This window comes from Ligilactobacillus sp. LYQ139 (genome assembly GCF_045033025.1).
In the GTDB taxonomy this organism is placed as follows: Bacteria; Bacillota; Bacilli; order Lactobacillales; family Lactobacillaceae; genus Ligilactobacillus.
The window spans coordinates 114,103-128,166 of the sequence record NZ_JBJFZW010000004.1; the positions used below are offsets into that span (position 1 = coordinate 114,103).

Annotated in this window: 11 protein-coding genes; all 11 read right to left on the reverse strand. The window is 47.2% G+C overall.

All coding sequences use genetic code 11. The features are described from left to right. Window positions 1-261: 261 nt before the first annotated feature. Window positions 262-1,557, reverse strand: coding sequence for an adenylosuccinate synthase (locus tag ACI3E1_RS04975; protein WP_405024554.1), 1,296 nt, complete (start codon window positions 1,555-1,557; stop codon window positions 262-264). Window positions 1,558-1,705: 148 nt separating this feature from the next. Beyond that, a complete protein-coding gene (locus tag ACI3E1_RS04980) occupies window positions 1,706-2,485 on the reverse strand; it encodes an alpha/beta fold hydrolase (protein WP_405024612.1) in 780 nt (259 codons plus the stop codon). Beyond that, on the reverse strand, window positions 2,466-3,896 hold the full coding sequence (citX, locus tag ACI3E1_RS04985) for a citrate lyase holo-[acyl-carrier protein] synthase (protein ID WP_405024555.1): 1,431 nt from the start codon (window positions 3,894-3,896) through the stop codon (window positions 2,466-2,468). The genes ACI3E1_RS04980 and citX overlap by 20 nt, the downstream gene beginning before the upstream one ends. A gap of 93 nt (window positions 3,897-3,989) precedes the next feature. Further along, on the reverse strand, window positions 3,990-5,525 hold the full coding sequence (gene citF / locus ACI3E1_RS04990; RefSeq protein ID WP_405024556.1) for a citrate lyase subunit alpha: 1,536 nt from the start codon (window positions 5,523-5,525) through the stop codon (window positions 3,990-3,992). Then, window positions 5,515-6,420 (reverse strand): citrate (pro-3S)-lyase subunit beta, encoded by a 906-nt coding sequence (citE, locus tag ACI3E1_RS04995; protein WP_405024557.1) that lies wholly within the window; start codon window positions 6,418-6,420, stop codon window positions 5,515-5,517. The genes citF and citE overlap by 11 nt, the downstream gene beginning before the upstream one ends. 2 nt (window positions 6,421-6,422) lie before the next feature. Then, on the reverse strand, window positions 6,423-6,713 hold the full coding sequence (gene citD, locus ACI3E1_RS05000) for a citrate lyase acyl carrier protein (RefSeq protein WP_405024558.1): 291 nt from the start codon (window positions 6,711-6,713) through the stop codon (window positions 6,423-6,425). Continuing rightward, window positions 6,703-7,755, reverse strand: a complete 1,053-nt coding sequence (gene citC, locus ACI3E1_RS05005; RefSeq protein ID WP_405024559.1) for a [citrate (pro-3S)-lyase] ligase — start codon at window positions 7,753-7,755, stop codon at window positions 6,703-6,705. Before citC ends, citD begins: the two co-directional genes overlap by 11 nt. 386 nt (window positions 7,756-8,141) lie before the next feature. Further along, window positions 8,142-9,083, reverse strand: coding sequence for a DMT family transporter (locus ACI3E1_RS05010; RefSeq protein ID WP_405024560.1), 942 nt, complete (start codon window positions 9,081-9,083; stop codon window positions 8,142-8,144). A gap of 150 nt (window positions 9,084-9,233) precedes the next feature. Continuing rightward, window positions 9,234-10,655: a DASS family sodium-coupled anion symporter gene (locus ACI3E1_RS05015; protein ID WP_405024561.1), complete on the reverse strand. Its 1,422-nt coding sequence runs from the start codon at window positions 10,653-10,655 to the stop codon at window positions 9,234-9,236. A gap of 258 nt (window positions 10,656-10,913) precedes the next feature. Beyond that, entirely contained in the window at window positions 10,914-12,368 is a 1,455-nt protein-coding gene (locus ACI3E1_RS05020) for an amino acid permease (protein WP_405024562.1), read from the reverse strand. 197 nt (window positions 12,369-12,565) lie between these two features. Continuing rightward, window positions 12,566-13,966 carry a replicative DNA helicase gene (dnaB, locus tag ACI3E1_RS05025; RefSeq protein ID WP_405024563.1) on the reverse strand — a complete coding sequence of 467 codons (1,401 nt, stop codon included), beginning with the start codon at window positions 13,964-13,966 and terminating at the stop codon, window positions 12,566-12,568. Window positions 13,967-14,064 lie beyond the last annotated feature (98 nt).

Below are 14,064 nucleotides of genomic sequence, written 5' to 3' on the forward strand. Positions count from 1 at the left end.
AAAAAAATTCCCAAGAAAACTTAATAAATTAAATTTCAAAATCCCTCTTCTTCGGTTAACATTTCAAAGCGAAACCTTCCACTAGCAAGAACTAACGCACCCCCAGCCAAATAATCCCTGTACCTAACTGAGAGTGCGTTTCTTACTAGAATTCTTCTAGACTTTATATAATTATATACTTATCTACGCATTATATTCTACATATAGCATTAATAGAATCGTTTTCTTTTACTGTTTTGCAAAAAGTCATTCAACTACTCTTTACCGGGTCATATCCCAGCAATTCTGCAAAACAATTGTCTGCTCCCTGTCCGGGCCAACCGAAAACATTGCAACGGGTACCCCTACCAGCTCAGCAACCCGTTTTACGTAATTTTGGGCATTTACCGGTAATTCCGCTAAGCTCCGGCAGCCGGTAATATCTTCTTGCCATCCCGGAAGAGTTTCGTAAACCGGGTGACATGCTGCAATCTCCTTCAGGGTGGCTGGATACCGGTCAATACGGTTACCGTCAAGTTCATACGCTGTGCAAACCTTTACCTCGTCAAGTCCGGTTAGTACGTCTAGACAGTTCAAACACATTGCACTTAGCCCGGATACCCGCCTGGAATGCCGTAACACAACCGTATCAAGCCAGCCAACCCGCCGGGGCCGCTTAGTAACCGTCCCGTACTCGTGCCCTCGTTCGCGAATATAATCGCCCGTCTGGCCCGCTAATTCCGTTGGGAACGGGCCCGCACCTACACGAGAAGTATATGCCTTGCAAGCACCGCAAACCGCGCCGATCTGTTCGGGACCGACACCGTTACCGGTTGCTGCACCCCCGGCAATTGGATTCGACGACGTGACAAACGGGTACGTTCCATGGTCAATGTCAAGCATTACTCCCTGAGCGCCCTCAAACAAAACGTTTTGTCCTGCATTCAAGGCATCATCAATCACAACCGCCGTGTCACAAACAAACTTCTTAATTTGCTGCCCGTAACCATAATACTCGGTGAAAATGTCATCAAATGACAGTGGCGCTACGTCATAAATCTTTGTAAATAGCTCATTTTTTACGGCCAAATTTTGCTTAAGTTTTGTCGCAAATGTCTCCTCATCAAGTAAGTCAGCTACCCGAATTCCTACCCGGGCAGCCTTATCAACGTACGCCGGGCCAATTCCCTTCTGGGTCGTCCCGATTTTACCATCCTGTTTAGCCCGTTCCTGTAATTTATCGAGAAGAATATGGTATGGAAGAATGACGTGGGCCCGATTTGAAATACGGAGATTTGTTGTATCAATTCCCGCCTGGTGCAGACCCGTTAGCTCCGCTACCAGTGATTTCGGGTTCAATACAACACCGTTACCAATCACACACTGTTTATCAGAATATAAAATCCCTGACGGAATGAGTTGCAACTTATGCGTCTTTCCCGCCGCCACAATTGTATGACCTGCATTATCGCCCCCCTGATAGCGGGCAATTACTGCTGCTTGCCGACTCAAAAAATCGGTAATTTTACCCTTACCTTCGTCGCCCCACTGACTTCCAACAACAACAATCGCTGTCATTTTACTTCACCTCAATAAATCGTTATGTTTCTCACGGCCACAACGATTATATCAATAAACGCACCGATAAACAATTTATTCCGAATTTATATTTTAAAAAAAGATAAAAACTAACCAAAAAACGAACTTTCCCTTAACTAATTTTAATTCAGACAAGGAATTTCTGAACATACCGGTTAAATGCCGCTGGCTGCTCCGCCATCACGCAATGCCCCGTCTGATCAATTCGTTGGTGGGTAATCAACTGATTTTGAGTCGCCATCACGTCGCCAAATACGCCATTAAAGAACGGACTTTGGTTGGCCGTTACCAGTAACGTCGGAACCGTGGTTGCTGTCAAAGCCGCTCGCCAATCACGTCGCGCGTGGTCATACATCAATGGCATCAGCATCTTTTGGTCAACCGGATACTGTGCCTTCGCCTCTTTAAGGGCCAGGTAAACCTGGTCATCAACCCCGTTTAAAGTCTCCTTAACGTGACCAAATGCCGCAAGTCTCGTTCGGTAATTAGCCCGGGTAATATCCATAAAACCGTACTCCCAGTCCGGTGCGTTTAACATCTTAGGCGATTGATCAATTGCAACCGCTGCCCGAACAGGAATTTCGGGATAATAATGAAATAGACCATAAATCACCGCGGCCCCCATTGAATGCCCAATCAATACGGGTTGTTCCACGTGTAACACATGAATTAGGGTGACTAAGTCATCAACTAATTGTTTTATACTCGTTGGTTGGGGTTCCCGCGCTGATGCGCCGTGTCCCCGGTGATCATAGCTAATTACCTGGTAACCATGCGCAACGAGAAACGGCACCTGTCGGGTCCAAATTTGCCGGTAACCACCAAACCCGTGAATTAATATTACTGGTTGACCGTGACCAACCATGCTGTAACTAAGCAACGCCCCATCATTCATTCGTGCTTGCATCACAAAATTCCTCCTCAATCTCTGCCATTAACAGCGTTCCGCTTACCATATCCGCTACACCGCCGAGGCTAAGATGCCGGTTACTGTACTCTGCTTGCATTTCATCAAGTAATTTACGCCCCGCTGGCGTTACAATTCCTCCCGCCTCGATAATAGCGGTCACCTGCCGTTGTTTCTCCTGTTCAATCGCATCTGTCCCAGCCCGTTTATATAACGTACTATCCTGAACATGCTGGGCAAGCGCTAAAAAAGCGGTAATGATCCGGTCGTTTGTGGTTCCCTGGGTTTGTTTGTAAACTGGTAACCCAACCTCAAAAATAACGGGAAATCCAGCCTCCGCTTCGCCCCGTGCACCCTTCCGTCCGGTCAGATGATATTGCACTTCCCCGGCTGTCTGGGGAGTTTCTCGCTTCATCCGGGTAAAATCGTCCGTTAAGTGAGTGAGAAGCGCCTGCACCCGGTGTTGAATCGTTTTGAGAGTCACCTGCCCGGTTTGCCAACAACTGGCCGTTGCAGTTACCAGAATTCCCAGAGCAAATATGGCCCCCTTATGGGTATTAACGTTCCCCGTTGCTTGCATCATTGTATGCTCGGCCTGAATCCCATACTGCCGAACCGTATCAAAAAGTGCCGGATAATCTTTTCCCGAATAATTAATCGCCATCCGCGCACACTGACGAAAGTATCCTTCCAATGCAAGCGCGCTTTGTACAAAGAGGGGATAATCCATATCTGGGTGTGCCCCATGTTCAACCGGATCAACTAATCCCGGTTTGGGCCACGCTGCCGCCTCGTTAATTAACGCTCGAACGGCCAAGGTAGCCAACCGTTGCACCACCCGTTCCCTTTTCGCTGCATTCACAGCTGCCATGACTAACGCTGCCACCTTCGCTTGAAGAGCAGAAACCGAATGGCGCCGGGACCGACCGCAATCCTTAGCAAGACGGTCACATAATAAGCACCGGCGAGCAGAAAGCCCCACTTCTTCCCGACTGATTGGACGAATGACGCCCTTATCCTTGACAAGAACATCCATGTCAAATAACCGGGCGGCCGGGGTTGCCGTTTCAAACGCAACTGTCAGGTGCTTAACTGCCTGAGCTGCTGAACGAACCACGTAAAATCGTTCTGGTCCCGTTGGCCGCTTATCTTCTATTACCACCTGCAGAATTAACCGCCCTGCTACCGCTAACTGTTTTTCAAAACAAGTAAGCTCCTCCCGAAAGAACCGCCGGATTACCGGACTTGTCTTGACCGGACCAGGAATATTAAGTTTAACTGCAATCACTGTTGCGCCGGGAAAGGTTTCCACGAGTTGGCGCTGCTGGGCCGCCCGCTGATCCCGGTTAGCTAATACTGCCGGGATATCCTGTTGACTCCCCCCAGCAAAAACCCTTTCGACTATTTCCATTCGTCCCGCTCCCTTCACTCCTCATCATTATAACCGATAAAACAACGGGACCGTTCGTTTCCGAACAGCCCCGTTATTTCACCAAAGCTTTACCTACTTAATTTCATGAATTTCGTCAATAATCGATCCGTCCCGGTATTCCATCAAAGCGACAACCCGGTCAGTGTATTCAAGCGGCTTCGGCTTACCAACAATTTGCTCTGCCTTCTGTTGTAACTCTTCAATTGTCATTAACGGAAGCCCTGGAACCTGCTTAAAGGCTGCCAAAAGGTCCTGCCGCCGTGGGTTAACGGCAATTCCGACTTCCGTAACCAACACATCAATGGATTCTCCCGGTGTAACTACCGTTCCAACGTGCGGAACAACCGTGGCAATCCGGCCCCGGGTTAATGGGGCAGAAATAATTGTCATCTTTGCCGTTGCGGCATCCTGGTGACCCCCGACGGCTCCCCGGATAACCCCGTTTGATCCCGTCATTACGTTAACGTTAAAGTCCGTGTCAATTTCAAGGGCGGATAAAATGCAGACATCAAGCTGATCAACCATGGCTCCCTTGTTGTCCGGATCAGCGTACCATGAAGCATCAATTTCCTGCTGGTTCCGGTTATTCTTCATTGAATCAGCCGCACCCTTATCAAAATCCTGCACGTCCATTACCCGGTTAACTAAACCTTCTTCGAGCAACTTAACAATTGGGGTCGTGATCCCGCCTAAAGCAAACGAAGCGGTAATGTTCTTATCAATCATTGATTCCCGCAAGTACCGGGCAACGGCCAACGCAGCCCCACCAGAACCCGTCTGGAATGAGAAGCCCTGTTTGAAGTATGGTGAATGGGTAATTACATCGTTAACCATCTTAGCGATCTTCAGGTCCTTCGGATTCTTCGTAAACCGTGTTGCCCCGGTTCCAATCCGGTCAGGATCCCCCACCTGATCAACCTTAACCACGTAGTCAACCTGCGTTTGCTTAATTGAAGCAGGTGTATTCGGATAATCAACGATGTTATCCGTCAACAAAACAACCTTATCGGCATAATTTGCATCCATTAAGGCGTACCCAAGGGAACCGAAGACAGCATCACCTTCCATCCCGTTGGCATTTCCGACCCGGTCAGCATTTGGCACCCCTAAAAAGGCCACATCAATCTTGATATCACCATTTTCAATGGCCCGAGCCCGGCCACCGTGAGACCGGAAAATAACGGGGTTCTGCAATAACCCATGGGACACTGCTTCTCCTAGACTTCCCCGCATTCCAGAGCTAGTAATATTAGTAATAACTCCCGCCTTAATCGCTTCAATCACCTTATCATTCATCACGTTTGTCAGCGACGACGGAGCCAACGTTAAGTCCTTGAAGCCCTGCTTAATGATTTCATCCATTACCTGGTTAAAGATGAAATCTCCTTCCCGCAAATGATGGTGGAACGAAATTGTCATTCCATCTTTCAGGGTCTTCTTCACCACATCTGCAATGGAATCAACCAGCTTTCCGTCCCCGGTTGAAACACGCACGGTTGGTGCGGTTCGCTGGATTTCAGGGTTACCAATCGTCGCGTTTTCGAATGGCTGGTAGTCCTTTTCCTTTAACAGTTCGGCTGATAATTCCCGGTTAAGACTATTCTTCAATGTACTCGCCCTCCTCGTTAAGTAAGTGTGACGCCCGTGCTAACCGTAATACCCGTTGCGCCCGAAGAACAACTGGGCGGTCAACCATTTGACCGTTCATGGAAATAACCCCAGATCCCTTAGCATGCGCTTCTTTAATGGCCGCCTCAACGTCAAGTGCGTCTTCAACTTCCGCACGGGTTGGTTCGTAAACCTTATTGACCATATCAATTTGCCGTGGATTAATCAGGGATTTGCCGTCAAATCCAAGTTCATGGATATGTTCCGTCTCCCGCTTAAACCCAGCAATATCATTCATATTAGTAAAGACGGTGTCAAACGCTGCAATTCCAGCAGCCCGGGCAGCGTGGATAATCATGTTCCGTGCAAATTCAAGTTCTGCTCCATCCGGGTACCGGTGCGTCTTCATATCTGTTGTGTAGTCTTCAGCTGAAAGGGCCATTCCCATCATCCGGTCGGTACTTTCAGCAATCTCAAAGGCCTTCATCACGCCCCGGGCACTTTCAATCGCAGCCATTACCTTCGTTGAACCAACCTTTCGCCCAAAGTGTTTCTCAGCTTCCTCAACCGTTGCAACAAGGTCGATCATCATTTTTCCGGACTCAACCTTTGGCAACCGGATAACGTCGACCCCCGCCTTAACCATGGCATAAACGTCCGCCTTAAAGAACTCCGTGTCGATCCCGTTTACCCGCACGACCAGCTCAGCATCACCATAGTCCTGGGTTTTCAATGCTTCATACACTAAGATCCGGGCTGCATCCTTTTCTGCCAAGGATACTGAATCTTCCAGGTCAAACATAATTGAATCTGCACCGTAAATTCCAGCATCCCGAACCATCCCGGCGTTATTTCCCGGGACAAACATCATCGTCCGCCGTAATCGTTCTTCCATTATTAGAGCACCTCCCAGTCTGGCGTTGCACTTGTTCCAAGGGCCCGCTGTGCTGCAGCCATTGTCCGCGCCTTGATTACACAATCCAGCGCACCTTTATCAACAGCCTTAACGTGGGCTCCTTCAATTCCGTACGCTGCTAGCGTTTCCTTAATCACCTTTTCGATTTGTTCACCGTATAAATCAGCGACTGATGAATCAAGATCAATCGTTAATTCTGGAGCGGCACTGATCGTAATTTGAATATCCGAGGATTCAAGCGTCCCCGCCATTGCAGTCTGCTTAATCTCCATTCTGCCTCATCCTTTCCTGCGCCCGCTGACGCAATTCGTCCCAATTTTCTTTCACGTATGCCATCGTAGTTGAAGGAACCAGCCGAGCAACCTGCTCCGCATCATCTGCAGCCAGCGCGGCGCGTACCTTTGTCGCCGTTACAATCGTCCCATCCACAATTGCCGTCCGGTTAATAATCCGCACCGTAATTTCTGGCGGAAGGATTCGGTGCAACTCTTCGTTGTAAACCTCCGTTGTTTTCGAGTACGGCTCACTTCCAAGGTAACGGGCTGTAATGTTCAACGCCGGTGCAACCTGCTTCTTAAACAACGTTGCATCAAGTGCCGCCTGGTAACGCCCAACGTTTTGGTCATCTTTTAGGAAGTATGCCGGGAACGTTGCCCCGCTTACCATGTATTCCCTTCCCGGAACAACTAAAACGTTTTTTAAATCAGCCGTCCCAGCCTGAACTAACTTTGTCCGCTCTGCAGTTGTAAATAACGATGCATCTTGGCTCACTACAAAAACATACACCACATCATTTTCACGACTTGCCTGCTCGACTAAAAACCGGTGCCCCCTGGTAAACGGGTTCGCGTTCATTACAATTCCGGCTACCCGCTTATCCTGTTGATTCTTTACCCGAGGAAGCCCCTTTAAGTACGTTGAAATCGTTGGCATTCCGGTTTCAAGAACGGCACCCATTTCCGTTTGCGCTAGGAGCGTAAACCCAACATACTGAAAACTCTTTACGTACTGCGGCTTAGTAAACACCATTAGGTGGAACTGCCCTTGCTGAGCTGCCGCGGACACAAGCTGACTAACCACCATATTGAAGGTTGCTCCGTTTTCTTGATAGTCCGAAGCAATCGCAATGTATTTGAGGACGTTTCCCGCAACGGAACCCGTTGCAACCAACTGATCACCATCAAACCACCCAAAGGTTTGCTCAACCGGCCGCACCTCCCGTTCATTAAAAACGTGGATTCCGTTTGCTTCAAGAAACTGCTGCCAGCGTTTAAAATCGCGCTGTCGATGAATATTCATCGTTCGCAAATCCATTCCAACCCCTCCTTCGTCATCATTGTAACGCTTACTTGACAAATTGCAAATTTTTGGTTGTTCTTTTTCATTTTGAAAAAACGATTCTATTTCGTAAAAAAGCGAGCACATTAAAACAAAGGAAATGAGCGCAGAAAACTAAAGCCGTATAAATCACAAAATATAAGTTTAGAAAATAATTCCATTCGACCCGTTTGTTTTAATCGCGGATTATGCGTAAACAACAAGGAGGTTGTAACTTTCGTCACAGCCTCCACATTCCTAAAACTATAAATACTTCTGTCACATGATTATTAGGCAATATTCTCCCTAAAACAAGCTCTCATTCGCTCTTCGCGAGGTTTCGCCTTGCGCTCCGGGTCCTTATCGGCTTTCGTACCTCACAGTTAATCATCAAACGCATCCTGTTGTATCTGCTTCTCCTCGTACTGCCGCCGACCGTGCTGTAATACGTAAATTCCAATCACAACAAGCACCATTCCACTAACTTCAATCAAACTCAACTTTACTCCTAAAAACAAGAAGCACAAAATTGACGTCACGGTTGGTTGTACGGCGTCCATAATACTAATAACATCGGAACTAGCAAACTTTGTCGCATACAATAACAAACTGAACGGCAAAATTGTTCCCGCAATCACCGTTGTGGCAACCGAGCCGATTACTGCTAAACTGAGATGCGGCACTTGAACCCAAAATGGATGGTACAAGTTAAAGAGGATTCCTGCAATCATTGTCCCCCATCCAAGAATTACAATTGGTGGGTTCCCGTCCTTAACCAACGGCCGGGGAAGGGCCACATAAAACGCCGCCGTTAATCCCGAACCAAGTCCCCACAGCAGGGACGTCACCGAAATGGAAAGTTGCCCAAGGTTCCCCTTCGTAAGCGCAAGGACTACCCCAATAAGAGCAAGGATAAACGCAATTATATCCGTCTTTAACGGCCGGTTTCCAATGAAAAGGCCGCCAATAACAATAAAGAGGGGCGCAAGGTATTGTAAAATTGTAGCAGCTGGTGAATTCCCCGTCTGAATTGCCAAATAAAATGTATACAGGTTAGCCATTAATCCAAGGGCGGCGTATGCTACCAACCACATCACTGATCGCCATGACCGGAAAACATCAAAAATTTTACGCCGATAAATTAACGCGCTAATTACTAGGAGAAGCACCCCTGAACTAAGCGTCCGGGCTGACAGAAGCCAAGCCTCTGGAACCTTTAAATTATGCGAAATTAACTGAAGAACCGTTCCTGAAATCCCCCACATTGCGGACGCAAGGGCGGCCAAAAAGATTCCCTTTACAACATTTTTTCCTGAAGAATTCATTGGTTACCTCACTAAATTAATGCTTATAGTAATTAACTACCATCAGATTATATGATAGATTATCTTACACAGGCAAGCATCATCCATTAAAAACTAAGGGGTTAGGACAACTGTCCCAACCCCTTAGTTTTTACGCTATTCAAATGACAACTACCACATTCCAATTAGTTTCATCCACAGCGGACCAACCAATCCGAAAACTAGCAGGTAAACAATTCCCATCACAACGTTTAACTTCCACCACGTTGACTGCTTAACGTACCCTGACGTTGCCAAGATAGAAGCCGGACCATTTGCGTAGTGCGTAGTGGAGCCCATCAGCGCCGTAACAAAAGCCAGCATCATTGCAGCTAACATTGTTGGCACGTGAGCTGCCAAAGCTACCCCCAAAAGAGCCCCGTACATCGCCGTAGAATGGGCGGTAGCACTTGCAAACAGATAGTGACTGTAGAAGTAGAAAAGCATTAAGGCTACCAGCACGACAATCCAATTGATTCCGTGTAGCATGCCACCAAAGGCCTTAACCATCCACGGAATAAAGCCCATTTTGGTCAACTGCGCTGCCATGAAGACCAGGATTGACAGCCAGATCAAAACATTCCAAGCACCAGTTTCGTTTAATAAATCCTTTACGCTCAAAACACCCGTAACGAGTAGTAAAACAATGGCTAAGAACCCAACGGCATAGGCTTCAACCCCGATAAAACTCGAAATCATCCAAAGAACCAACGTTAAAATGAAGACGATTCCCATAATTTTTTCGGACATCTTCATCGGCCCCATTTCAGCCAACTTATCCTGCGCCCATTCCTTTGCGTTTGGCGTTTCCTTAACCTTCGGCGGGAAAATTTTATAAATCAAGAATGGTACCAGTAACAAACAAAGAACCCCCGGCAAAGCACCGGCGACAAACCAGCCAAACCACGTAATGTGTACCCCAAGCTGCTTAGCAAGAGCCACAACAACCAGGTTTGGTGCCATCGCCGTCATAAACATCGCACTCGTAATCAAGTTAATGTGGAATTCCGTAAATACCAGGTATGACCCGATCTTCCGTGCTGACGCCCCATTATCCGGCTGGGAATCAAACGTATCCGCCAAAGAAGCAACGATTGGGTACACGATACCCCCAGCCCGAGCCGTATTACTTGGCGTTGCAACCGATGTTACCAGGTCAACCCCAGCAACGGCATATCCTAAACCCAATGACCGTTTTCCAAACCACTTAATGAAGTTTAAGGCAATTCGACGGCCAAGCCCGGTCTTAATGAATCCCCGAGAAATCAGGAAGGCCATAGCAATTAGCCATGCCGCTGAGTTACTGAAGGCTGCCAGGGCTGGCTTCATTGGAACAAGGCCAGTGAAAATCATCAGCGTAAATCCAATCAAGGTAACCCCAGCAATTGAAATCGGCTGGGTGATACAGCCTACAATCGTAGCAATAAATAATGCCAGCATGTGCCAGGCAACGACCGAAACACCCGCTGGCCGCACCGGTGCCGTAAACCAGATAATTAATCCAATCACAATCGGAAAAATAAATCCTTTATATTTGACTTTCTCAAGTCCCATAAGTATCACTCCCCCTGAAGGTTTTTATCAACAATAGCACAAGCACAATATAACATATTTTTTCACAAATTGTTACTTTTTGCCAAAATAAGTATCGTTTTTCACAATTTAAAAAAGAAAATTCATCCCATTATGTAAATAACGCTTCCTTAAGCGTCCCCTCCTCCATCAACACAACAATCCCCCAAGCCGCAGCACTCTTTAGCTAAGACTTGGAGGAACATTATTTCATCATATTCTCACTACTTACTCTCGCTCTTAACAGTAATACACTAGGATAGCCCCCACAGCAATAATAATAATCGCTACAACAAACCAACGCTCCCCGCGGGTAAAAACAGGCTCACCAGGAGATTGTTCGTGCCGGGCCTTGATGAATAATGGAATCCCCAGTGCGTACACAACAAAGGCAATCATTACATACTTAACACCAGATACTAACCCCATCATCACGGTATAAATCACTGCTAAAATTCCGGTAATTAAGGCACTGATTCGTCCCTTATTTCCCGGGTAATTATCTGCCCGAAACGCCAGTTTTACCAGATAAAGGGCACTAATCATATACGGCGGAACCGTCATTGTTGCCACGACGGTGTACGCCAACTGAAACGCATTATTAGCAAAATGGGCTACTAATAAGACTACCTGCATTAAAAACGTTGCCGCGAAAAGCGAAATTACTGGAACGTGGTTCTTACTTTCCCGGGCAAAAATGAGTGGAAAGGCTCCATCCTTAGCAGCAGCATACGGCATTTCCATCAGCATCATTGTCCACGTCAACCAGCATGAAAAGACGGACACCAGCAAACCACCAGCCATAATTACCCGGCCAGCCGGACTATGCAGTGCCATTGTTAAAAGACCAGCCGTTGACGGTGACCCTAACTTAGCGATTATGCCATACGGTTTCATTCCCATTGGTAATAAGGATACCAGCATATAAAGCGCTAAGCACCCGAAGAAACCGATAGCCGTTGCCTGGCGAACAGCTTGCTGAGATTTCGCCCGGTCCGATAACACAACAGCGCCCTCGATTCCGCCAAACGCCCATAACGTTGCCGGAAGGGCAAGAACTACTTGTTTCCCTAGGTGCCCCATTGCGGGCATGGCCGCGGTAAATGACCGTGTTGCCGTAAAGTTAGCGCTAAACCGAATCCAGCGAAACTGCGCTGCAACCGCAATAATGAAAATAGCAACTGCTGCCAACCGGACAATCGTTCCTACCAGGTTCACCCAGCTTGCCTGGCGAACACCGAATAAGATAATTAACGACATTCCCCAAAGAACAATACTGCCGCCAATAACTGCCGCCCAATTATTTCCTCCTGTAAAGTCCCCCGGAAAGAAATAGTTAAGCGTACTCATTAATAAAATGGCATAAGCAACGTTGGAGAAACTTTCGCATACCCAGTAGCCCCACGATACAAAGAAGCCAGCAAATTTCCCGAAACCAGCTTCGCCGTATTTATACAACCCAGTTGTAAGATTAGGTTTTAGCTCCGCCAACTTAAGGAACATTGCCGTTACAAACCACATTCCAATCCCGGCAATGCCCCACGCCAAAATGGTTCCGAGCGGGCCAGCACACACTGCCATGTTTTTGGGTAAATCAAAAATCCCCCCCCCAAGCATCGCGCTCAAAACAATGGCACTTAACCCAATTACACCAAGCCGTTCGCTCTGCTGCTTACTATTATTCTGTTTTTTCATTAATGGTCACTTCTCCTTGTTAACGATTGTTATCCCGATCATTTTTCCGAAGAAGCACCTGATGTCGGTGGGCATGTAGTTCAACCACGTATTGCTTGGTTTCATTCTTAATTTCAAATCCCATGACATCATCCCTTATCATAAATTAATTAATAGTTGCATTTTACCGGTATTTTTACCAAAAAACAAGATAAAATCTACGGTTCATCTTGATATGCAAGGTTAGCAAATTTGTTGTACGCCTTCATGAACATTAGGTGCACCGTTCCCCGGGATCCCGCCCGGTTTTTTTCAATGATTAATTCCACATCACCGGCATCTGAATCGTTGGAGTCGTTTGCTTGCTCTTGCTGGTCCTCCTCATCATTACCATTATCCCGGTCATAGTAATCCTCCCGGTATAAAAAAGTAACAATATCAGCATCCTGTTCAATTGACCCAGATTCCCGAATATCAGACAACACTGGCCGTTTATCCTGCCGTTGCTCAACCCCCCGGGATAACTGGGACAGGGCGATAATTGGAACATTTAGCTCTTTAGCAAGCTTTTTAAGTTGTCGGGAAATCTCCGATACTTCCTGCTGCCGGCTTTCCTTGGTCGAGCCTTCAATCAGCTGGAGGTAATCAACAACAATCAGATCTAACCCGTTCTGCTCCTTAGCAAGCCGGCGGGCCTTTGCTCTGATTTCACTCATTTTGATTCCCGGTGTGTCGTCAATGTAAATCGACGCCCCACTTAAGGCACTTGCCGCCATCATTAAGCTTTCCCATTCATCGGCAGACAGATTACCACTCCGAAGATTATCCGCCTTAATCGTTCCCTCAGCACACAACATCCGGCTAACCAATGATTCTGCACTCATTTCCAAGGAAAAAATCGCTACCGTTTTGCTTTGATCACTAACGGCGACATTCTGCGCAATATTAAGAGCTAACGCCGTTTTCCCTACGGCTGGCCGGGCAGCTAAAATAATCAGGTTATCCGGCTGTAACCCCGATGTTTTAAGATCAAACTCCCGGTATCCGGTCGGCAACCCAGTAATCTCTTCATTATTGTCCGCTAATTCACTAATATGATCTAACTCAGCGGCAATAACATCCCGCACCCGGCGGAAGCCCTCGCCGGAACGTTCATCCGCAACGTTCATGATGGCTTGCTCGGCGTTATCTAAAAGCCCCGTAACATCATCATTTCGCTGGGCATCCGCAATCATTCCGTTTGCCACGGTAATTAACCGCCGCCGGATTGCGCTATTTCGTACCAATTGCGCATAGTACGCCACATTAGCGGCTGATGGACTGGCATCAACCAATTCGGCCAGGTAATCAAGGCCGCCAATATCGTCCAATTCATTATTTCCGCTTAGTTCCGCCTGTAAGGTGACCATATCAATTTCGTCACCGTTATCATCTACCGTCAGCATTGCCTTGAAAATCAACTGGTTTGCCTTGTGATAAAAGTCGTCTGGCTCGACGAATTCATGAGCCGCCGCCAACGTATCGCCTGCAACCCCACTAATTAATACCGACCCCAAAACCGCTTGCTCTGCTTCTAAGTCCTGGGGTGGGACGTTTCCTAAAATCTCACTATTATCCATTGGTTAATTCCCCGTTAGCTAATTGATAAAGAGGTTATCAGCCTCTCTTATATAAAACAAACGAGCTAAGCGGAAAAACACGCCCTTTCCAATTTGGC

Bases quoted from the DNA above. Each gene is read 5' to 3' on its own strand.
- ACI3E1_RS04975 (WP_405024554.1), bottom strand. From the start codon at position 1,557: ATGACAGCGATTGTTGTTGTTGGAAGTCAGTGGGGCGACGAAGGTAAG.
- ACI3E1_RS04980 (WP_405024612.1), bottom strand. From the start codon at position 2,485: ATGCAAGCACGAATGAATGATGGGGCGTTGCTTAGTTACAGCATGGTT.
- citX (WP_405024555.1), bottom strand. From the start codon at position 3,896: ATGGAAATAGTCGAAAGGGTTTTTGCTGGGGGGAGTCAACAGGATATC.
- citE (WP_405024557.1), bottom strand. From the start codon at position 6,420: ATGGAAGAACGATTACGGCGGACGATGATGTTTGTCCCGGGAAATAAC.
- citD (WP_405024558.1), bottom strand. From the start codon at position 6,713: ATGGAGATTAAGCAGACTGCAATGGCGGGGACGCTTGAATCCTCGGAT.
- citC (WP_405024559.1), bottom strand. From the start codon at position 7,755: ATGGATTTGCGAACGATGAATATTCATCGACAGCGCGATTTTAAACGC.
- ACI3E1_RS05010 (WP_405024560.1), bottom strand. From the start codon at position 9,083: ATGAATTCTTCAGGAAAAAATGTTGTAAAGGGAATCTTTTTGGCCGCC.
- ACI3E1_RS05015 (WP_405024561.1), bottom strand. From the start codon at position 10,655: ATGGGACTTGAGAAAGTCAAATATAAAGGATTTATTTTTCCGATTGTG.
- ACI3E1_RS05020 (WP_405024562.1), bottom strand. From the start codon at position 12,368: ATGAAAAAACAGAATAATAGTAAGCAGCAGAGCGAACGGCTTGGTGTA.
- dnaB (WP_405024563.1), bottom strand. From the start codon at position 13,966: ATGGATAATAGTGAGATTTTAGGAAACGTCCCACCCCAGGACTTAGAA.